Origin of the sequence: Pseudomonas sp. TH41 (genome assembly GCF_016650695.1) — a bacterium.
In the GTDB taxonomy this organism is placed as follows: domain Bacteria; phylum Pseudomonadota; class Gammaproteobacteria; order Pseudomonadales; family Pseudomonadaceae; genus Aquipseudomonas.
Genome location: NZ_JAEKFH010000005.1, coordinates 37355 through 57010 on the forward strand (window position 1 = coordinate 37355; position 19656 = coordinate 57010).

The following is a 19656-nucleotide window of genomic DNA, read 5'->3' on the forward strand; positions in this document are numbered from 1 at the left end:
GCTATAAGCGGGTGGTTATTAGCTCATAACGTTTTAGTTGGTTGTATGGCATAAGCCGGCGCCTCCACAGCATTGAAATCTTGTGTATACCGCTGGGCAAACCCTTCTACCCCCCCACTCCTGATACTGCTGCACATGCTTTAGTTCGTGAGAGCAGAGCGCGATGTTCTGTTCTGCGGTTTGAGCGTCCCGGAAGACGATAATGTCGATCAGCGTCACGGCACCGACATCGGGGTTTTGCAGCATGGCAGTGGCGGCGTTGAATTGGCCGTTGTCGCTAACTTTGTAGCGCGCGGTATCGAGGACGCTGGGGTCGTACCAGCGCAGCAACTGTTCCCGGATGTGCGGCGGAATGGGTTGGATGCCGGCGCTGGCCGCGTCAGCGCGGGCTTGGGTCAGCCACAGCGCCAGGGCCGGTGCCGCGATCTGGTAGATGCCATCAGGCACAACAGCGGTCAGTCAGTGTCGATGAAATAAGTGTGCAATTCTGATTTTAAATAAACACTGGGCAATACTCGGTTTGATCTAGGCTTGAATAAAATCACGCGGGAGAAAAACACCATGTCCCTCGCTCCCGGAAATCTATTCGCCCTTGCTTTGGGTGTCTTCTTTTGCACAGCAGCGTGCGGTCAAGGGGCAGCAGACACCAATCACCCACCGGCAATACTTCCATTGGAATCTGAGACGGCGCCAACACTCATTGCCTATCCGCCGCTCGCCGAGCCGCTCGCTCGCGGAGTCGTCATTATCCAATATCGAACAGAGCACGCCAGGATCATGCCGGTATTTGGTAAAGCGGCGTCTGATGTATCACCACGTCTCGGCCACCTTCACGTGACCGTCGACGACTGGAAAGGTACCTGGGCGCACACCAGTGAAGATCCAATTATCTTGGTCGGGCTGACGCCTGGCACTCACAAGGTTCTTCTTGAAGTGGCCGACCCGACTCACAAAATCCTCACCAGTACGATAGTGAGTTTCATAGTTCCGGAGAAGAAACCAACGGACGTCCCTCACATTGACGATGGTCACGCAGTAAAACCATAACTGTTGAGTGTTTATAGCGAACGGCTGTGGTGTGGATAGCCCCAGATATCGCTCAATGGCATAGATGTCCGGACTAGACCCGGTCATCTTGCAGCCCTGCCATACTGTTCAACATGACCACTGCAACCTTCCGCTTCTACGAGGAGCTCAACGATTTCCTGCCCGCTGAACGGCGGCGGCAGTCATTCACCTGTGAGTGCGCGCGCGGGGCGACGGTCAAGCACATGATCGAGGCGCTCGGGATACCGCACACCGAGGTCGAACTGGTGCTGCTCAACGGCGAGTCGGTGGGCTTCGAGCGGGTGATCCTGGACAGTGACCGGCTGGCGGTGTATCCCAAGTTCGAAGCGCTGGACATCAGCCCGCTGCTAAAGATTCGTGCGCAACCTTTACGGGTGCTGCGCTTCGTCGCTGACGCGCACCTGGGCGGGCTGGCCAGCCTGCTGCGCATGAGCGGCTTCGACACCCTCTACGACAATGGCTTCGAGGATGGCGAGATCGCCGAGATCGCTGCGCAGCAAGGACGCATCGTGCTAACCCGTGACCGCGACCTGCTCAAGCGGCGGATCATCAGCCACGGCTGTTACGTGCATGCCCTGAAACCGTCGCTGCAGCTGCGCGAATTGTACGAGCGCCTCGACCTGGCGCGTAGCGCGCGACCCTTCAGCCTGTGCCTTCATTGCAACCTGCCGCTGCGCGAGATCAGCCCGGAACTGGCCCGGCCGCAGGTGCCCCCACGCGTTAGCGCCCTCTATTCGCACTTCCTGCACTGCGACGCCTGCCAACGGGTTTACTGGGAGGGTTCGCACTGGCGTGGCATGTGTGCACTGCTGGCGCCTCTGCTGGACCGATAGCCGGGCACATCAGGCCGGCTGCGTTGAACCGGCGGCCGGTCACGCTAATTTGATGGCGCCGCCCTGGATGTCGTCGCGCGCCAATCGCAAGTCAATGGCGTCCTGATTGAGCCGGTGAATCAGGTTGAGCAACCGCTGGCGCAACACCTCGTCCTCGAGCTGCTCTGCTGCGCGCATTACATCCAGCGCCGCGACCTCGTTGTTGGTGGCGACTGAGTCGAGCAACTTGCGCATGCTTCGTGATGGCCGATTCATTTCTGACACCTTCGGTTTCCGTGATGCGGATCATACGGCTCGAATGTTTCGCCAGTGTTTCATTTGCAAAGAGAGTGTTTTGCGCCATCGGCGCCGGCTGAATGACCGCTTGGAAGTCCGAAACCACGGGTTCCAGATACTGTTTTTTCAACGATCTGCCGGGCCCCAAGCTCTTCAACCTCCCGAATCACGCTGCCAAGAATGCCGATCCCTTCATGAATCTACTGTGCTGTCAGGCCGGCATAGCCCAAAATGAGTCCTGCCAATCGCTCGTACTCTGCCGACGCGGGTTCGGCAAACAGCGGCGAGAGCGCCTTGGAGAACGTTCCGACATAAATGACACGAGCATCCACGTCCATCGATTGCAGCGCGTCGATGGGACGCTGGCCATAGCGAAACTCGCCGCCGTAATCGTCCTCAATAATCCAAGCGCGCTGTCGACTCGCTCAACTCAGCAGTTCGAGGCGACGAGCGACAGGAAGCACCGCCCCCATGGGAAACTGGTGCGACGGTGTGACAAAGGCCAAGCGCACGCGATCATCTTCGGGCAGGGCGCTGGTATCCAGTCCAGATACGTCTACGGATATTGGACCGAGCTTCCAGCTTCCGCGGGAGCAACTCATGGATAACATCGGGCCGCCGCATCAACAGCAAAAGGTTTGCAGATGAAAATCACGTTTGGCTGCAAGGTCTGGCTTGGCGAAACTGCAATCTTGTTTCCCAATCTGGAAGACGCTAAAGCTTACATTGCCCAGCTCGAAGAGCGGATAGAGGCAGCCTCTCATACATTTACTCAAGATGCTGTAAACGCGGAGGGAAGATAAAGCATCTCGTCAAAGGTCATCTATGAGGCCAGCTTACCGCTCGAAAGGGACTGTCGAATCGAAACACTACACCTGAGTGCGACATGCCCCCTCTCATACAGATTCAAGCCGCCGCCACTCGTTCGACGTTGCTACTCACCTCAAACTGCCCCACTAATTTTTGCAGTTTATTGGCATTGAGCCTCACTGTTTCCGCACTGTTTTGCAGCACGACTACCGTCTGGCGCATCTCTGTGGAAGAGTGATCGACCTTCTTTATCGTCTTGCCGTAGTCGAGGCTACGCTTATTGAGTTGCTGAATAATCGCAAACATACTTTCCACCGCTTGATGCAACTGCACGTTTTCCGAGGATGCATCTTCGGCCAGGCGCAGGTTGTTATCGACGTCCTTGACGCCCTCCTCCATGAAGCTGACGGCTTTTTGCGTTTCGTTCTGCAAGCCTTCGACCATCTGCCGAATGTCGTCGGCAGCTCGCGACGTGCGTGAGGCTAGACTGCGTACCTCGTCGGCGACTACCGCGAAGCCTCGCCCATGTTCGCCCGCGCGTGCGGCCTCAATGGCCGCATTGAGTGCCAGCAGATTAGTCTGGTTCGTGATGTCGCTAATCAGGCCGGTGATGTTGCCGATCTGAGTCATCCTGCTGTCGAGTAACTGCACGCTCGAAGAAGAGCGCTCAACCACATCCCGAATGGACTGCGTCCCTTCCTGCACGGCGAGAAATTGCTCGCGGGCACGGGTGACGACTTCATCCATCGCCTGCTTCATTTGTTCAGCGCTCGCAGAGGCTTGCTGGATCTCGCCCAATTGGTCTTCGACGATAATCATCATGCGATGCACCGCTTCGGCGACCTCGGTGGAGGTGATGCTGGCTTCCTGGCTGCGCCCCAGCATCATTTGATTGGTGGTGCCGACGTTGCGGCTGGCCTTCACTACTTGCCCGACAACCGAGTCCAGGTGGTCGATGAAACTGTTTATCCAGCGCCCCATGTCACCCGTCTCATCGTTGGCCATTCGCTTGATATCCAGACGCTGACGAAGGTTGCCCTCGCCTTCGGCGATGGTCCTGATCACACTCGTCATCTCACTCAACCTAGCCGCGAGACGTTTGGGCCCGAGCAAGCTGAACAGGGCCGTGGCGCATACCATGCTCAAGACTTCGACGGTATCGATCAGGTTCTGCGCCAGACCGCTGTAGTGCTGGACCATGAAATTGCAGGCAAAGAGTCCGGTCATGGTCGCGATGTAAGGTTTCATCAAACCGTAGCTGAGCGAGCGCCGACGGTAGACCTCCTCCAGATCAGCCTCACACATCATGCCCCAGCGGTCCTGTGATCCTGGCAATTGGAACGTCACGCCTTTACCGACCACTGGAATGTGCCGGTAGTCCGAGTAACCGGGATACGTCACGTACAGATTGGAGCCGCAGCGGATGGTTTCTCGTACGCCTGGGTGCAGTTGCTGTGTCGCCGGGTCGGTAAAGCGCAATTCCAGTTCGGTATGTCGTTGGATCTGCACCGTCTTCCAGGGTGTGTGTACGCCACTTTTCAGATTTTCACCGTGGGTGAACGTACCGTCCTCGAAACGTGAACGCGACAACGCAGTCCCCGGTTCGATAGCGGGATCAAAGCGTGATTGCGCCATGAACAGATAGTTATCGCCCGACTCGGCAAAAATGTGCCCGGCCTCACGCTGAATAAGATCGCCCAGCACATCGTTTGGTACGCGACCGCAGAGGCAGCCAAGGACTTTGTTATCTGCCTTCAGGGGGTGATAGAACATCAATGTAACTTCATCGTGGAAGCGCGAAGACGATGGGCCGATTTGCAAGGTCAGTGGATCGCTGTAAGGGCCATGGAGAAACGGCGCTTTCAATCCTTCGGCCAATGCACGCGTGTTTTCAAGCTGACGTTTGCCGCGTCCGTTCCAAGTCGAGGCGATGACGGTGCCGCTGACATCAATGACAAACAACTCCGAAAAATCGTCTGCCTGGATGAGCGTGTCCATCAATGAACTGCTGTCGAGATGGTCGAAATCACGACCGAGGTTTACCGCCAGTTCAGCCAGGTGCTCCCATTGCTCACGCGTCCAGTTTTGCAGCAACTGCACCCGGGTTTCAGCGACGGCTTCGAACGTTTGTTCGATCACCGGGTAAGCCGATTGATTGAGCCAGCACGACCAGCCCATCATTATTTTTCCAGTCTTGCCGAACCAGGGTAGCCAGCGCTTCTCGCTAGAGGACAACAGCATGAAATTACTTGATAGCGACATCCACTTCACTCACTGCGACATTCGGATGCCAATTCGATAGCAAATACCAAGCCAGCTCGTAAGCCCGCTAACCAGTGTAGGTAGGGAGGTCATTCTGGAGAGGGACCGCTCCGCAGGCTCTTGCTCGTAAGGCTGGAATGCGAGACTTGATGCTTCAACTCAGTGCGCCAGCCCCGGCACGCTCTATTAAAGGGCTGTTTTCAGATAAGTTGTCGATTGGCGTGCAGGCGCTCGCCGCACGTTACCGTATTTGCTCAGCACACTCAGCTGAGCTGCTGCAGCGGCCGTAATCAAGTGTGCAGACAGCAAGCTATGGTTTTATCAAAAGTCCCTGTCCTGTAGGCAGGCTGGCGATCGCAATATCCCTTTTTGCAGCCCATTGATCCATCCCGTCCTTTTGCGGCTGATAGCCAAAGTACGCGTAGTCATCCAGTAAAATGACCGCTCCCGAAACCAATCGATCCCATAGAAACTCAATGGCAGCCACTTCTGGCTGCACGCAATTCATATCGATGTGCAAGTAAGCAATCTGTGTCGAGTCGATCTGAGTCAGCGTTTCAGGAATTGAGCCTTGAATGATATTTACATTTGACCATTCCGAGAAATTTTCTCTTACCGCGCCAATGTTTGATGTGTAAGTTCCGTCGTCAATCCACTTTTGGCTTTTACCAGAGACACCGCCCTCTTTCTCTTTATCAGATAAATACCGGTCATCGATGCCCGAGTAAGTGTCCAGAAGATGGAACATTTTGCCGGTGCTGTCCCAGTCCAGGTCTTTCATGATCGCTGAACTTAAAAAGCCGTAATTGACACCACATTCGACAAAATCACCTTGGCGTTTCGCTGCGGTCCGTGCTGCCCAAAGCCCTAGATGAACGCGCCAGTACCATTGATAGTCGGAGCCTGAGGCCTCTACGCCCCGGTCATACGCAACGATGTAACGCGGATCACTCATGAAGTCGTGATTGTGCACCGTCCTCAATCCATCCGAATTGAATTCTCCCTTTACTTTAGGAAGTAGAGGGTCTGAATTCGGTTTATAAGGACGACCTTCTCGAACCCCCCAGCTCAGGTAGTGAACTGCAGGATCGATACCTGCCAATCTTACGTCAGGGTGTAGATACAGGTATTGCTCAGCAGAAAAATCTATAGGCAAACTCATTCCATATCCTTGTTAGCCATTAAACAGCTCCATTTCCGATGCGCAATGCAAGGGTAAATACCACTCAGCATTCATAAACCGGCGCGGGGCGATACTACATTAACGGCGCATCACCCTCCATGCAGAAAGCCAACAGGTAACGGTTCTAACGTACATGCCCGAACGTAGGAAATTAATAGCCTTCGACCAGGTGTTAAATGTCTGCTTTCGGGAGGCAGAAACTTCCGCTTTGGGTCCAGGTTGTGTGAAAACGCCAGTGATTGTCTAACCTTCTGATCGTCGGCATGCAGCAGATCGAACAGAGCATTGATCAATATCTGTCGGCAATGGATTCGGCAGATCGAGCAACGCCCGAAGTGGCCGAGGCCGAAGCAGATCGGCTGGTTGGCCACCGGCATGAGCTTCGAGTTCAAGCGTCCTGTGTACGATGCGGAGCACCAACCACTACACAAGAAATGTGAATTTTTAAACCTTCAAAAGTTACGTTAATTTCATCTCGTGCAACATTTTGATACGTATACTTTCCCCCGGAAAGCGATGCGTGACAGCTAGATCATGGCGGTGGCAACTCACAGGCTGACGGTTTGATAGCGTTACAGCCGGGGGTTATCACTTCGCTTTTCCAGCCCAGAACCCCATTTCAACCCACCAAAGGAGCGTCCGGCCATGGACCCTGCCCATTCTCGGTGGGTCATGCATACAGAAGCCAAGCGCTATAAAGCCGTGCGTAGCGTTTACGCGGCAATGTCCCTTGCTGATTAAACGTGCCGTTTCTGCTTCTGCCTTCAGCGTTCGTTTGCGTGACCTCACTCCGCTGTTTTACCAACCCTCAAGAGTGTGCTGTGCTTTGACTGCGTACTGAGCAGATTTAGACGCGTGCGCTCAAAAAAGTGTTGGCTTGTGGTCATGAACCTTACTCAGAACGCTGTTGGAATCACTGAATATGAACAAGATATTCCGTCATTACATCCCGGCCACGACCCTGCGATTACTGCCTAACCGCTGGGATCTGGTCGCCCTGCCGCTGGTGATCGGCTTCTTGCTGTTTTTCTCGATAGCCGCACGGGAAACCTGGGCACCGATGTCCACCTTGCAAGGTGAAGTCATCTCACTCGACCCGGCCAGCCTGCCCGAATATGCGATGCGCACCACCCTGCGCATGCTTGCGGCGATGGCTGCGTCCCTGGTGTTCACCCTGCTTTATGGCACATTGGCTGCCAAAAGCCGACGGGCCGAAAAACTTCTGGTACCGGTGCTGGATATCCTGCAATCGGTGCCCGTGCTGGGCTACATCTCGTTCACCGTGACGTTTTTTCTGTTGTTGTTTCCAGGGCGGGTGCTCGGCGCTGAGTTCGCCGCCATTTTTGCCATCTTCACCAGTCAGGCCTGGAACATGACGTTCAGTTTCTACCAGTCATTGCGCATGCTGCCCCGTGACCTGGAAGAAGTGTCCAGCAACCTTCAACTCTCCGGCTGGCAAAAGTTCTGGAAGCTCGACGTGCCATTCGCCATTCCGGGACTGGTCTGGAACATGATGATGAGCATGTCCGGTGGCTGGTTTTTCGTGGTGGCCTCCGAAGCCATCACCGTCGGTGACAAGTCCGTGATGCTACCGGGCGTGGGTTCGTACCTGGCCGTCGCCATCCAGCAGCAAAACCTGCATGCCGTGGGTTACGTGATCCTGGCGATGATCGCGGTCATCCTGATTTACGACCAGTTCCTGTTCCGGCCACTGGTGGCCTGGGCCGATAAATTCCGCATGGAAAACACCGCCTCCCAGGCCGGCGCGCCGGAATCATGGGTGTTGAAACTGATCCAGCGCACCCGCATGGTCCAGCGCATTTTGCGCCCCATCACCCGCACCATCGGCCGAATCGGCAACCGTCGCTTCAGCCTGCCACGCTCAACCCGTAGCGCTACGCTATCGAACCCGGCCACTTCACGGCTGATCGATTGGGTGTGGGGCACGCTGATTGCCGTGTTGACCCTCTACACGCTGTACCACATCGCCCTCTACATGAGCAGCGAAGTGACACTCGGCGAGGTCGGTCACGTGCTGGGCATGGGCCTGATTACCCTGCTGCGTGTGGTGTTGTTGATTACCGTGGCCTCGCTGATCTGGGTGCCGCTGGGCGTGATGATCGGTTTGCGCCCGCACCTGGCAGAAAAAATCCAACCGCTGGCGCAGTTCCTCGCGGCCTTCCCCGCCAACTTGCTGTTCCCGGTATTTGTCATCGTGATTCTGCGTTACCAGTTGAACCCGGATATCTGGCTGAGCCCGCTGATCGTGCTGGGTACGCAGTGGTACATCTTGTTCAACGTTATCGCCGGCGCCAGTGCATTCCCGAACGACTTTCGCGAGGCAGCGACCAACTTCCGCATTCGCGGCTGGCTGTGGTGGCGCAAAGTTATGCTGCCGGGCATCTTCCCGTATTACGTGACCGGAGCAATTACTGCCTCGGGCGGCGCGTGGAACGCCAGTATCGTTTCCGAATTCGTTTCATGGGGACAGGACAAGGTCGTGGCACACGGTCTGGGCGCTTACATCGCCCAGAACACGGCCGCCGGTGACTTCCCTAAAATCACCTTGGGCGTGGTGGTGATGTCGCTCTTTGTCGTGGCCTTCAATCGTGCGGTATGGCGGCCGATGTACGCCATTGCTGAAAACAAACTCCGTCTCAATTAACGGGATTCGATGTCATGAATACCTTTACAGAACACACACAGGCATCCCCCGAAATCTACGCGCTGAACAACGTGAGCCGGGCGTTTGGTAAGGGCAAGGACGAGTTGCAAGTGCTCAGCGATGTTGACCTGACCCTGCGCGAAGGCGAAATCGTCGGCATGCTGGGCCGCTCCGGATCGGGCAAATCCACGTTGCTGCGCATCATTGCCGGCCTGATACCGCCGTCGTCGGGAGAGGTCCGGTACAATGGCGCCTTGCTCACCGGGCCGGCCGAAGGTGTTGCGATGGTCTTTCAGACCTTTGCGTTGTTCCCTTGGCTGACCGTACTCGAAAACGTAGAAGCCGGCCTTCAAGCACTACAGGTTGAACGCAAGGCCGCCCGCAAGCGCGCACTGGCGGCAATTGACCTGATCGGCCTCGATGGTTTCGAAAACGCCTATCCGCGTGAATTGTCCGGCGGCATGCGGCAGCGGGTCGGCTTTGCCCGCGCCCTGGTGGTCAACCCAACCCTGCTGTTGATGGATGAGCCATTTTCCGCACTGGACGTGCTGACTGCCGAAACACTGCGCACCGACCTGCTGGACTTGTGGAGCGGTGAACAACTGCCCATCAAATCCATCCTGATCGTGACCCACAACATCGAAGAAGCCGTTTTGATGTGCGACCGCATCCTGGTCTTGTCATCAAACCCCGGGCGCGTCGTCGCCGAAATCAAAGTGCCTTTCGAGCATCCGCGCAACCGGCTGGACCCGACCTTTCGGCAAATGGTCGACGACATCTATGCCTTGATGACAGACCGCCGCAGCGCCGACGCCAGCAGCGGAAAAGCCGAACTGAAAATGGGCAGCCCGCTACCGGAAGTCTCCACTAACCTCATCGCCGGCCTGATCGAAACCCTGGCGGCCGAGCCCTATAACGGTGAGGCAGGCCTGCCCGACGTCGCAGAACGGCGCTTGCTGGAAGTGGACGACCTGTTCCCGGTCGCTGAAATGCTGGAACACCTGGGCTTCGCCGAACTCAAGGGCGCCGACATCTCCCTTACCGAGGCCGGCAAGCTATTCGCTGACTACGGCACCCAAGAACGCAAAACCCTGTTTGCCGAACATCTGGTCAAACACGTGCCACTGGCCGCCCGCATTCGGCAGGTCTTGCAAGAACGAAACGGCCACCGCGCGCCGCGGGTACGTTTTGAGCAAGAATTGGAGGACTCACTGACCGATGCGTTTGTGGAAAAAACATTGGAGAGCGTGATCACCTGGGGGCGATACGCTGAAATTTTCTCCTATGACGACCACACCGAGACGTTCAGTCTGGAAGATGTTGAAGGCAGCCTATAGCCCTTTACGCGGCGGGTCTCGGGGTTGCGAGTTGCGAGGAGCTCACTTCAAATTATGAACGAAGAGGCTAATACAGCATGAAGCCCCTGGATCTGACGCGTTTCGATCTCAACCTTCTGGTTGTACTTGAGGCGCTATGGACCGAAAAGCACGTCGGCCGCGCGGCTGAAAGATTGCATTTGTCCCAGTCCGCAACCAGCCACGCCTTATCGAGGCTCCGTACAGCGGGTCGCATTGCAGATGCAGGAGACCGCGCAGCTGAGCCTTTTTGAGCTGCCGTTGGTGCTATCCACTTGGGAGGTACTCGTTATTCGAGCACGAGGGCGCGCCAACGAGCCCGCCGTTGAGTGGATTACGAACATGATGATTGCCGACTGAACATCGGCGCTGGCTTGCCGTGGCCGGAGCAACCCGGCGCCATGAATCTCGTGCATCGACAGGGTGTGTAAATGCCATTGGATCGAATGCCTCGGTCCTCCTAGAGTTCGGTCGTCGTTTACCCGCCAGGAGTCCCTCATGAAAACCGAGCCGACGTTGGTCATGGTCCCTTGCTTCGCAGGGGCCCCGTGGCAACTTGACCCGTTGACCCACTTGCAGAGCCGCGCCATGCGTACCCTTCGTTTGCCGGACGACGTATGCGAGCTGGAAACATTGGCCGACTTCATCGCTGACCAGGTGAAGGACCTCGAGAGCTATGTGTTGGTTGGCGATTCGTACGGCGCGGTATCCTCGATCGCGGTTGCGACACGGCAGCCGAAGGGCCTTAAGGGCCTGGTGCTCTCTGGGGGTTTTGCCAAGAGCCCGATTACGTCGCCCCTGCTCAAGACGCTGGCAGCGCTTGTACCGTTCTTTCCCGGGCCCTTTTACCGACAGACGACCCTTCGGGTCCACGCAGCGCAGTTGGCTTCGTCGTTTGACAAGGAGGGGGAGATCCCCTGGTCAACCGGAAAGAGCCGCGCCTTCTTCGTCAAGGAGACGCCCCACAAAGCCTACGTCAACCGCATGCGCTCGATCGAGAAGGTGAACTATACGGCCCTGCTGAAGAAGATCGACGTTCCGACGCTGATCCTGACTCCCGAGGAAGACAAGCTGATCGGCGAAGAAGCCGCGGGGATCCTCCTGAAAGGCATAAAGGGTTCGCAGGAAGTCATCATGCCGCGCACCGGCCACATGTTCAGGTTCTCGCATCCTGGCGCCTACTCTCTCGAAATCAGGAAGTTTCTGGAGCGGGCATCGCTTTAAGCAGATTCACTGCGAGCAACGACGATTAACGCTGCTTATCAGAACTTTGAAGAAAAGGAACGTGGCTCGAATGTAGGAGCGAGCTTGCTCGCGAAGAATTTGAAAGCAACGCGTTCATTCAGGACGAACGCGTTATCGTTAACGTCCTTCGCGAGCAAGCTCGCTCCTACAAGTGCGTGTCTATTCAGGCGGGTCGATTTGATCCAGCACACGGTTCGCGGTGATCTCTGCCAGCATCACGCTGTTTGAAATACCCAGCAGGGCATTGCGCGAGCCGCCTTCCAGCTGATCCACCAGGTAATGGACCATGACATCGACCGAGGCCAGCGTCTCGACCAGGTAAACCATCAGGGTTTCGGTCGTGACCTCTGGGTCCACAGTAAACAGGCTGCTGGGTGTGCGCGGGGTGGCCTTGATGTCGGCCGTCGAGGGGAAGTGAAAATCCAGGGCGCGTTCAGCGGCCTCGTTGAGTTTTTTTGAATCGGGTTCGTACGGGGATGCCGGATCGGTGTCTGGCGGGTTCGGAGTAGGTTTGAACATAGATGCTTCCCTTTGGTAGTAGGGCTGCAACCATCTCGCGACTAAACGAAAGGGTGGCAGCTGTGCGCAAGTTAGTCGACCGGCAAGGAAACACAAAAATCCGGCGCGTCCGAGGACGCCATGCGCACAGCTACCATCAAGCGCAGGCGAATACCTGACTGATGATGCTTGTACGACCGCATTACCTTAGCCGGGCGACTAAACCCGATCACTGATGGTCAGTGACGGGAATCAAGTTACCGAGCGAGCCCAAGGCGCACAAGCCGGCGGATTCTGGCGTAACCGTAGGCAACGGCGCAAGGTTTTGTAGCTTTCAGGAAGTAAGCTTGAGGGCGCTTAAACAAACTCCCTCCGGCAATGTTTATTGGTCTGACACACACCTCCTACACGAGATGAATCTTGAGCATTGAGGAAGGTTCGGCAATGGCGGCAATACGGATGGAAGCGTCACCGTGACCTGGCGCAAGTTGCTCAGGCCACGGTAGCGAACAGCTTGCTTGATGCGCCCCTAGCCAGCGCTGATGTTGCCGCAGAAAAGAGGACTATTTCGTGTGGGTTGTGTGGGTTTCGAACGCGGCGACGATGGCATCAATCATTGCCGCGATGCGCGCGGTATGCCGGAGGTCTTGATGCGTGACGAGCCAGACTTCATAGACCGCCCCACGTGCGGGTTCCGGCCCTATCTGCACAAGGCCGTCGTGTTCAGCGAGATGGATCGGAAGCTCACCAATGCCGAGGCCGGCCTTTACCGCAGCACGCAGCATGAGGCTGGAATTGAAGGTCGATACGATTCGCCCCGCGTGTATCGGTTCGCCAGCAAGCGTCGGTGCTCGATTGCCGGTCCAGCTTCCCTGATAGAGGACCAGATCGTGGCCCGCAAATGCGGCGCCAGCGGTGGGCTTGCCGTGCTGCTCGAGATAGGCATTCGAGGCAAAGAGCGCCATGGGCCAGCGAGCAAGGCGCCGCGCGACAAGATCGGGGTTGTCCGGTCTGACTGACCGGACCGCGATATCCGCTTCACGCTTTGCCAGATTCAGCATGCGCGTCGAGGTGTCCAGCAGGACGCGCACTTCGGGATGCGCAGCATGCAGGCGTTCGATGGCGGGAAGCAGGAATTCGAGCGCGGTCGAGTCGGTACTGGTCACTCTTACGTCCCCCGCGAGCCGCGTGTCCGTGCCTTGAGTTTGTCTGACCAGTTCGTGTGCGGAGTGCTCCATTTTTTCCGCTGACCTCAGCGCGACCTCGCCTGCGGTGGTCAACGCGTAGCCTTCAGAGGTGCGCAGAAAGAGCGTTGCACGTAGCGCGTGCTCGAGTGCCGCAATCCGTCTGCCAACCGTCGCCTGATCGAGATTGAGCGCCCTGCCCGCTCCACGGAGCGTTTTTTCGCGCTCCACCGCTAGAAACACTCTCGCATCATCCCAATTCATCACGCCTCCTTCTGATGCAAATTTGCATCCCACCACATGAATATTGCTGCACGCCAGCATCAGTGCCGAAATCTATACTGCGCCGACTTGGGGGCCAAGCTCAATGATCCGCACGGATCAATCGAACATCATCTTTTGAAGGAGTGGTAGCTATGTCTGCTTCAACTTATCGCGTTCCGGCGTCCATGACGGCCATTGAAATTACACAGCCCGGCGGACCTGAGGTCCTGGTGCCGACGACGCGTTCGGTGCCGACGCCAACCGCCGATCAGGTGCTGATCCGCATCCACGCCGCTGCCGTAAATGGCCCAGACGTGTTCCAGCGCAAAGGGTTGTATGACCCACCCGCTGGCGTTACTGACATTCCAGGGCTGGAAGTGTCAGGTCAAGTCGTCGCCGTTGGCGCCAACGTGTCCAACTTCGAGATCGGTGAGTTGGTGTGTGCTTTGATTCCCGGCGGTGGTTACGCAGAATTTGCAGTCGCGGATGCCTGCAACACGATGCATATCCCCAAAGGCCTGACGTTGGTGGAAGCGGGGGCCATGCCCGAAACGTTCATGACGGTATGGCTGAACGTTTTCCAGCGCGGCAAGCTGGTTGCGGGTGAATCGGTGTTGATCCATGGCGGTGCGTCAGGGATCGGTACCACGGCGACCATGCTGGCGAAGGCATTCGGCGCTTCGAACATCATCACGACAGTGGGCTCGCAGTCTCATCGCGAGGCCAGCCTGGCGCTAGGCGCAGACCTCGCGATCAATTACCTCGAGGCAGATTTCGTCACCGAAACCAAGCAGTCCACCGATGGAAAAGGCGTCGATGTGATCCTCGATATCATTGCCGGTGACTACGTGCAGAGAAACTATGACGCCGCCGCCATGGACGGCCGGATCCTCCAGGTGGGTGTGATCAAGGGCCCGGCGAAGGACCTCGACGTCGTACCGATGATGATGAAACGTCTGACGCATATGGGCTCAACATTGCGATCGCGCACATCCGCGGAAAAGGCAACCATCATGGATGAACTCGAGCAGCAGGTCTGGCCGCACATCGAGAGCGGCAAGATCAAGCCGGTTATCTACCAGACCTTTGCGCTTGCCGACGCTCGTGGCGCTCACGAGCTGATCGATTCCGGCACACACTTTGGAAAAATTGTCCTGACGACAGGTGCCGAACTGATTGGCTGAAACCTGGCTCGTTGCGAAATCGGCAAGGCGCTTGCCGGTTTCGTGGTGGACTTGAAGTACAAGCGTGACGGGTGCGGCGCCAGCCGTACTCGAGCGGGGGCCTTTATAAGATCTTTATGCTCTTGCCCCTAATCCTTTTACCAACTTACCAAACGTCCATTTAGGCTTTCCTCATCGCGGGAGGAAATGCCATGGACTTCATCTTTTTGGTACTCGGTGCCCTGTTTTTCATCACCCTGGTCGGCCTGGCGTGCGGCTGTGCGGCGCTCGACAGGAGACGGTCATGACAGGCTTCTATCTGTTTGGCAGCATCATTGCTGTCGGGTTGCTGGTTTACCTGGTTGCCGCGCTGCTGTTTCCGGAGGACTTCCTATGACGACTCAAGCCTGGGTCCTCCTTGGGGCCTTTCTGCTGGCGCTGGGTCTGTTGGCCTGGCCACTGGGGTATTGGCTGACCACCGTGATGGAGGGCCGGTTTGCCTTCGGCTCGCGGATCGAATCGCCGCTTTATCGCCTGGCCGGCGTCAAACCTGAAACGCAAATGGGTTGGCTTCAGTACGCCTTGGCCCTGATCCTCTTCAACGCGCTAGGGTTACTGGCCGTCTACGCATTACAACGACTACAGGGTGTTCTGCCCTTCAACCCTCAGGGATTTGGCGCCGTGACGCCGGACTCTTCGTTCAATACCGCCGCCAGTTTCGTCACCAACACCGACTGGCAAGCCTATAGCGGCGAGTCGACGATGAGTTACCTGACCCAGATGCTCGCGCTGACGGTGCAGAACTTCCTGTCAGCCGCCACCGGCATCGTGGTGGCCGTGGCGCTGATTCGCGGGTTCGCCCGCCACAGCGCAACCCATATTGGCAATGCATGGACTGACCTCACGCGCATCACGTTATGGGTGCTGCTACCGCTGTCGCTGATCTTTGCGCTGTTCCTGGTCAGCCAGGGCGCGATCCAAAATCTTGACCCCTATAAGGACGTCACGACACTGGAGGTCATGCAATACCAGGCCCCTGTGCTCAATGATGCCGGGCAGCCTACCCTCGATACCCAGGGCAACCCGGTGACCAAGGCCGCCAGCACTGACAAGCAGACGATTGCCATGGGGCCGGTGGCGTCGCAAGAAGCAATCAAGATGCTGGGCACCAATGGCGGTGGTTTCTTCAACGCCAACTCGGCGCACCCCTATGAGAACCCGACTGCCGTCACGAACTTCTTCCAGTTACTCGCGATTTTCCTGATCCCGACCGCGCTGTGTTTCGTCTTTGGCCACATCGTCGGTGACATACGCCAGGGCTGGGCGCTGCTGGCGGCGATGACGGTCATCTTCGTGATTGCCGTCGTTGCTGTTACCCACTACGAACAACTGGGCAACCCACAGTTTTCCGCGATGGGCATCGACACGGCAGCGGGCAACATGGAGGGCAAGGAGCTGCGCTTCGGCATCAGCGCATCAAGCCTGTTCGCAGCCGTGACCACGGCGGCTTCATGCGGCGCGGTCAACGCGATGCATGACTCGTTCACCCCGTTGGGCGGCGCGGTGCCCTTGGTGCTGATGCAACTGGGCGAGGTGGTGTTTGGCGGTACCGGTTCGGGTCTGTACGGCATGCTGGTGTTTGCCATCCTCGCTGTGTTTATCGCCGGACTGATGATCGGGCGTACACCTGAATACCTGGGCAAGAAGATCGAAGCCTACGAGATGAAAATGGTCGCCATTGCGATTTTGGTGACGCCGTTGCTGGTGCTGTTCGGCACCGCCATCGCGGTCATGGCCGAGGCCGGCAGGCTGGGGATTGCCAACCCCGGTGCCCATGGGTTCTCGGAAATCCTCTACGCCTTCACCTCGGCGGCCAACAACAATGGCAGCGCCTTCGCCGGCCTGTCGGCCAACACCCCGTTCTACAACACGATGCTGGCGATCGCCTCCTGGTTCGGTCGCTTCGGCGTGATCGTGCCGGTGCTCGCTGTCGCCGGCAGCCTGGCCGCGAAGAAACGCCTGGCCGTCACCGGCGGCACGATGCCCACCCACGGAATGCTGTTCGTGGTGCTGTTGATCGGCACGGTGTTGCTGGTCGGCTTGCTGAACTACGTGCCGGCGCTCGCGTTGGGGCCCGTCGTCGAACACCTCATATTGATCAAGTGAGACCACGAACATGACACGCCAAGCGTTCTCCTTGTTCGACCCGAAACTGATTGCACCGGCCATGGTCGAGTCCGCGCACAAACTCGACCCCAGGATCCAGTGGCGCAATCCGGTGATGTTTGTCGTCTACATCGGCGCGATCATCACCAGCGCCCTGTGGGTCCAGGCCCTGCGTGGCCAGGGCGAAGCCAGCGCCGGGTTTATCCTCGCGATTGCCTTGTGGCTGTGGTTCACCGTGCTGTTCGCCAACTTTGCCGAAGCCCTGGCCGAGGGCCGCAGCAAGGCTCAGGCGGCTTCGCTGCGGGACCTGAAAAAGGAAACCTGGGCCAAGAAATTGCGCGAACCGCACTACGGCTCCGAGTGGCAATTGGCGCAATCGAGCGGTCTGTGCAAAGGCGATGTAGTGGTGGTCGAGGCCGGCGACCTCGGGGACTCGATCATCCCTGCCGACGGCGAAGTGATCGGAGGCGCGGCCTCGGTGGACGAGTCCGCCATCACCGGTGAATCGGCCCCGGTGATCCGCGAATGTGGCGGTGATTTCTCGGCGGTCACCGGCGGTACCCGGGTGCTCTCGGACTGGATCGTCGTGCGAGTGACCACCAACCCGGGCGAAACCTTCGTCGACCGTATGATCGCCATGGTCGAGAACGCCAAACGGCAAAAAACCCCGAATGAAATCGCCCTGTCGATCCTGTTGGTGGCGCTGACGATCGTGTTCCTCGGGGTGACGGTGACGCTGCTGCCCTTCTCGCTGTTCGGGGTTGCGGTGGCCCATTCCGGGGCGCCCGTCTCGATCACCGTCCTCATCTCGTTGCTGGTCTGCCTGATTCCCACCACCATTGCCGGTTTGCTCTCAGCGGTCGGAGTGGCGGGCATGAGCCGCATGATGGAAGCCAACGTCATCGCAACGTCCGGCCGTGCGGTGGAGGCTGCCGGTGACGTGGACGTTTTGCTGCTCGACAAAACCGGGACCATCACCTTGGGCAACCGTCACGCCTCGGCATTCTTGCCGGCGCCTGGGGTCAAGGAAGCAGAGCTGGTGGACGTGGCGCAACTCGCCTCCCTGGCCGACGAAACCCCCGAAGGCCGCAGCATCGTGGTGCTGGCCAAACAACGCTTCAACCTGCGTGAACGCGACATTGCCGCGCTCGACGCCCACTTCGTGCACTTTTCCGCGCTGACCCGCATGAGCGGCGTCGACATGGGCAGCCGCCAAGTGCGCAAGGGCGCCGGCGAAGCGATCCTGCGGCATGTCCAAAGCCTGGGCGGCCACTTCCCGGACGCCGTGCAAACCATCGTTGAAGAGGTGGCGCGCCGGGGCAGCACCCCGCTGGTGGTGGCCGACGGGGCCAAAGTGCTGGGCGTGATCGAACTCAAGGACATCGTCAAAGGCGGGATCAAGGAGCGTTTTGTCGAACTGCGGCGCATGGGGATCAAGACCGTCATGGTCACGGGTGACAACCGGGTCACCGCCGCCGCCATCGCCGCCGAAGCCGGTGTCGATGACTTTCTGGCCGAGGCCACACCGGAACAAAAACTGGAACTGATCCGTAGCTACCAGGCCGAAGGCCGGTTGGTGGCCATGACCGGCGACGGCACCAACGACGCCCCGGCACTGGCTCAGGCAGATGTCGCCGTGGCGATGAACTCGGGGACTCAGGCCGCCAAGGAGGCCGGCAACATGGTGGACCTGGACAGCAACCCGACAAAGCTGATCGAGGTGGTGGAAACCGGCAAACAGATGCTGATGACGCGTGGCTCGCTGACCACCTTCTCGATTGCAAACGACATCGCCAAGTATTTCGCGATTGTACCGGCCGCCTTTGTCAGCACGTATCCACAGCTGGCGGCACTCAACATCATGGGCCTGACCAGCCCGAACTCCGCGGTGCTGTCAGCGGTGATTTTCAACGCGCTGATCATCATTTTCCTGATTCCCCTGGCGCTCAAAGGCGTGAAGTACCGCCCTGTCGGTGCCGCCCTGCTGCTGCGGCGCAACCTGTTGATCTACGGACTGGGTGGGGTGATCGTTCCATTCATTGGCATCAAAGTGATCGACATGGCGTTGTCCGCCGTCGGTCTGGTTTGAGGGAGCACTGTCATGGCATCTCTGCTGCGTCCGGCGTTGACCTTGCTGATTGTATTTTCACTGGTCACCGGCCTGGCCTATCCACTGCTCACCACCGGGATCGCCCGGCTGGTCTTTCCCCAACAGGCCGCGGGCAGCCTGATCGAAAGAGACGGCAAAACCGTGGGCTCGCTGTTGATCGGCCAGGGTTTCAGCGATCCGAAATACTTCTGGAGCCGCCCTTCCGCCACCAGCCCCATGCCCTACAACCCGCTGGCCTCGAGCGGCTCGAACCTGGGCCCGTTGAACCCGGCATTGGCGGACGCGATCAAGGGGCGGATCGCCGCCCTACACGCGGCGGATCCAGGCAATACCGCCACGGTGCCCGCCGACCTGGTCTACAGTTCCGCCAGTGGTCTTGATCCGCATATCAGCATTGCAGCAGCGCTGTACCAGGCCGGCCGGGTTGCACGGGTGCGCAACCTGCCCGTCGAGCGGGTTCAGCAGCTGATCAGCGAGTATTCTGAAGGCATGCTGCTCGGGTTTCTTGGCGAGCCCCGGGTCAACGTACTGGCACTGAACCTGGCACTCGATGCAGCCCATTGAGTACACACGG

The 19656-nt window shown here is 58.0% G+C and carries 16 protein-coding genes and 2 pseudogenes; 12 read left to right on the top strand and 6 right to left on the bottom strand.

All coding sequences use genetic code 11. The features are described 5' to 3' along the window. Positions 1–23 precede the first annotated feature (23 nt). Positions 24–447 (bottom strand): annotated as a pseudogene (locus JFU37_RS18700) (eCIS core domain-containing protein); the annotation flags it as partial. 114 nt (positions 448–561) lie between these two features. Here JFU37_RS18700 and JFU37_RS18705 point away from each other — a divergent pair. Then, positions 562–1047, top strand: a complete 486-nt coding sequence (locus tag JFU37_RS18705; RefSeq protein ID WP_201117238.1) for a DUF6130 family protein — start codon at positions 562–564, stop codon at positions 1045–1047. 113 nt (positions 1048–1160) lie between these two features. Then, on the top strand, positions 1161–1901 hold the full coding sequence (locus JFU37_RS18710; protein ID WP_201117240.1) for a Mut7-C RNAse domain-containing protein: 741 nt from the start codon (positions 1161–1163) through the stop codon (positions 1899–1901). Between the two features lie 39 nt (positions 1902–1940). Here the strand turns inward: JFU37_RS18710 and JFU37_RS18715 are convergent, their stop codons facing one another. Continuing rightward, positions 1941–2156, bottom strand: a complete 216-nt coding sequence (locus JFU37_RS18715; RefSeq protein WP_201117242.1) for a hypothetical protein — start codon at positions 2154–2156, stop codon at positions 1941–1943. A gap of 665 nt (positions 2157–2821) precedes the next feature. Between JFU37_RS18715 and JFU37_RS18720 the strand changes: the two genes are divergently transcribed. Beyond that, positions 2822–2980 carry a hypothetical protein gene (locus JFU37_RS18720; protein ID WP_201117244.1) on the top strand — a complete coding sequence of 53 codons (159 nt, stop codon included), beginning with the start codon at positions 2822–2824 and terminating at the stop codon, positions 2978–2980. 103 nt (positions 2981–3083) lie between these two features. Here JFU37_RS18720 and JFU37_RS18725 read toward each other — a convergent pair whose 3' ends face one another. Beyond that, positions 3084–5249, bottom strand: a complete 2166-nt coding sequence (locus JFU37_RS18725) for a methyl-accepting chemotaxis protein (RefSeq protein ID WP_201117246.1) — start codon at positions 5247–5249, stop codon at positions 3084–3086. Between the two features lie 310 nt (positions 5250–5559). Then, the gene (locus JFU37_RS18730; protein WP_201117248.1) at positions 5560–6411 is read right to left on the bottom strand and encodes a class I SAM-dependent methyltransferase; all 852 of its coding nucleotides are present in this window, start codon (positions 6409–6411) and stop codon (positions 5560–5562) included. A 943-nt stretch (positions 6412–7354) separates the two neighbouring features. On the opposite strand from JFU37_RS18730, the gene JFU37_RS18735 reads away from it, so the two are divergent. The 4 genes and pseudogenes from JFU37_RS18735 (at position 7355) to JFU37_RS18750 (ending at position 11676) form a co-directional block, all read left to right on the top strand. Then, positions 7355–9097 (top strand): ABC transporter permease, encoded by a 1743-nt coding sequence (locus JFU37_RS18735; protein WP_201117250.1) that lies wholly within the window; start codon positions 7355–7357, stop codon positions 9095–9097. A gap of 14 nt (positions 9098–9111) precedes the next feature. After that, on the top strand, positions 9112–10434 hold the full coding sequence (locus JFU37_RS18740; RefSeq protein WP_201117252.1) for an ABC transporter ATP-binding protein: 1323 nt from the start codon (positions 9112–9114) through the stop codon (positions 10432–10434). 77 nt (positions 10435–10511) lie between these two features. Continuing rightward, positions 10512–10655, top strand: a pseudogene (locus tag JFU37_RS18745) (LysR family transcriptional regulator); the annotation flags it as partial. A gap of 295 nt (positions 10656–10950) precedes the next feature. Next, the gene (locus tag JFU37_RS18750; RefSeq protein WP_201117254.1) at positions 10951–11676 is read left to right on the top strand and encodes an alpha/beta fold hydrolase; all 726 of its coding nucleotides are present in this window, start codon (positions 10951–10953) and stop codon (positions 11674–11676) included. 180 nt (positions 11677–11856) lie between these two features. On the opposite strand, the gene JFU37_RS18755 is transcribed toward JFU37_RS18750, so the two are convergent. After that, entirely contained in the window at positions 11857–12216 is a 360-nt protein-coding gene (locus JFU37_RS18755) for a DUF6124 family protein (RefSeq protein ID WP_201117256.1), read from the bottom strand. A 542-nt stretch (positions 12217–12758) separates the two neighbouring features. Next, a complete protein-coding gene (locus tag JFU37_RS18760; protein WP_201117259.1) occupies positions 12759–13643 on the bottom strand; it encodes a LysR family transcriptional regulator in 885 nt (294 codons plus the stop codon). A 185-nt stretch (positions 13644–13828) separates the two neighbouring features. Between JFU37_RS18760 and JFU37_RS18765 the strand changes: the two genes are divergently transcribed. The 5 genes from JFU37_RS18765 to kdpC all read left to right on the top strand — a co-directional run bounded on the left by JFU37_RS18765 (position 13829) and on the right by kdpC (position 19646). Then, the gene (locus JFU37_RS18765) at positions 13829–14827 is read left to right on the top strand and encodes an NAD(P)H-quinone oxidoreductase (RefSeq protein ID WP_201119471.1); all 999 of its coding nucleotides are present in this window, start codon (positions 13829–13831) and stop codon (positions 14825–14827) included. Between the two features lie 283 nt (positions 14828–15110). Next, entirely contained in the window at positions 15111–15203 is a 93-nt protein-coding gene (gene kdpF, locus JFU37_RS18770; protein WP_201117261.1) for a K(+)-transporting ATPase subunit F, read from the top strand. Next, positions 15200–16972 carry a potassium-transporting ATPase subunit KdpA gene (kdpA, locus tag JFU37_RS18775; protein WP_201117263.1) on the top strand — a complete coding sequence of 591 codons (1773 nt, stop codon included), beginning with the start codon at positions 15200–15202 and terminating at the stop codon, positions 16970–16972. Before kdpF ends, kdpA begins: the two co-directional genes overlap by 4 nt. 10 nt (positions 16973–16982) lie before the next feature. Beyond that, positions 16983–19061: a potassium-transporting ATPase subunit KdpB gene (gene kdpB, locus JFU37_RS18780; protein WP_201117266.1), complete on the top strand. Its 2079-nt coding sequence runs from the start codon at positions 16983–16985 to the stop codon at positions 19059–19061. Positions 19062–19073: 12 nt separating this feature from the next. Next, a complete protein-coding gene (gene kdpC / locus JFU37_RS18785) occupies positions 19074–19646 on the top strand; it encodes a potassium-transporting ATPase subunit KdpC (protein WP_201117267.1) in 573 nt (190 codons plus the stop codon). Positions 19647–19656: the final 10 nt, after the last annotated feature.

Coding starts and splice junctions, on each gene's coding strand:
- kdpC (WP_201117267.1), top strand. CDS start 19,074: ATGGCATCTCTGCTGCGTCCGGCGTTGACCTTGCTGATTGTATTTTCA.
- kdpF (WP_201117261.1), top strand. CDS start 15,111: ATGACAGGCTTCTATCTGTTTGGCAGCATCATTGCTGTCGGGTTGCTG.
- JFU37_RS18725 (WP_201117246.1), bottom strand. CDS start 5,249: ATGTCGCTATCAAGTAATTTCATGCTGTTGTCCTCTAGCGAGAAGCGC.
- JFU37_RS18720 (WP_201117244.1), top strand. CDS start 2,822: ATGAAAATCACGTTTGGCTGCAAGGTCTGGCTTGGCGAAACTGCAATC.
- JFU37_RS18735 (WP_201117250.1), top strand. CDS start 7,355: ATGAACAAGATATTCCGTCATTACATCCCGGCCACGACCCTGCGATTA.
- JFU37_RS18715 (WP_201117242.1), bottom strand. CDS start 2,156: ATGAATCGGCCATCACGAAGCATGCGCAAGTTGCTCGACTCAGTCGCC.
- JFU37_RS18750 (WP_201117254.1), top strand. CDS start 10,951: ATGAAAACCGAGCCGACGTTGGTCATGGTCCCTTGCTTCGCAGGGGCC.
- JFU37_RS18740 (WP_201117252.1), top strand. CDS start 9,112: ATGAATACCTTTACAGAACACACACAGGCATCCCCCGAAATCTACGCG.
- JFU37_RS18710 (WP_201117240.1), top strand. CDS start 1,161: ATGACCACTGCAACCTTCCGCTTCTACGAGGAGCTCAACGATTTCCTG.
- JFU37_RS18730 (WP_201117248.1), bottom strand. CDS start 6,411: ATGAGTTTGCCTATAGATTTTTCTGCTGAGCAATACCTGTATCTACAC.
- kdpB (WP_201117266.1), top strand. CDS start 16,983: ATGACACGCCAAGCGTTCTCCTTGTTCGACCCGAAACTGATTGCACCG.
- JFU37_RS18760 (WP_201117259.1), bottom strand. CDS start 13,643: ATGAATTGGGATGATGCGAGAGTGTTTCTAGCGGTGGAGCGCGAAAAA.
- JFU37_RS18755 (WP_201117256.1), bottom strand. CDS start 12,216: ATGTTCAAACCTACTCCGAACCCGCCAGACACCGATCCGGCATCCCCG.
- kdpA (WP_201117263.1), top strand. CDS start 15,200: ATGACGACTCAAGCCTGGGTCCTCCTTGGGGCCTTTCTGCTGGCGCTG.
- JFU37_RS18765 (WP_201119471.1), top strand. CDS start 13,829: ATGACGGCCATTGAAATTACACAGCCCGGCGGACCTGAGGTCCTGGTG.
- JFU37_RS18705 (WP_201117238.1), top strand. CDS start 562: ATGTCCCTCGCTCCCGGAAATCTATTCGCCCTTGCTTTGGGTGTCTTC.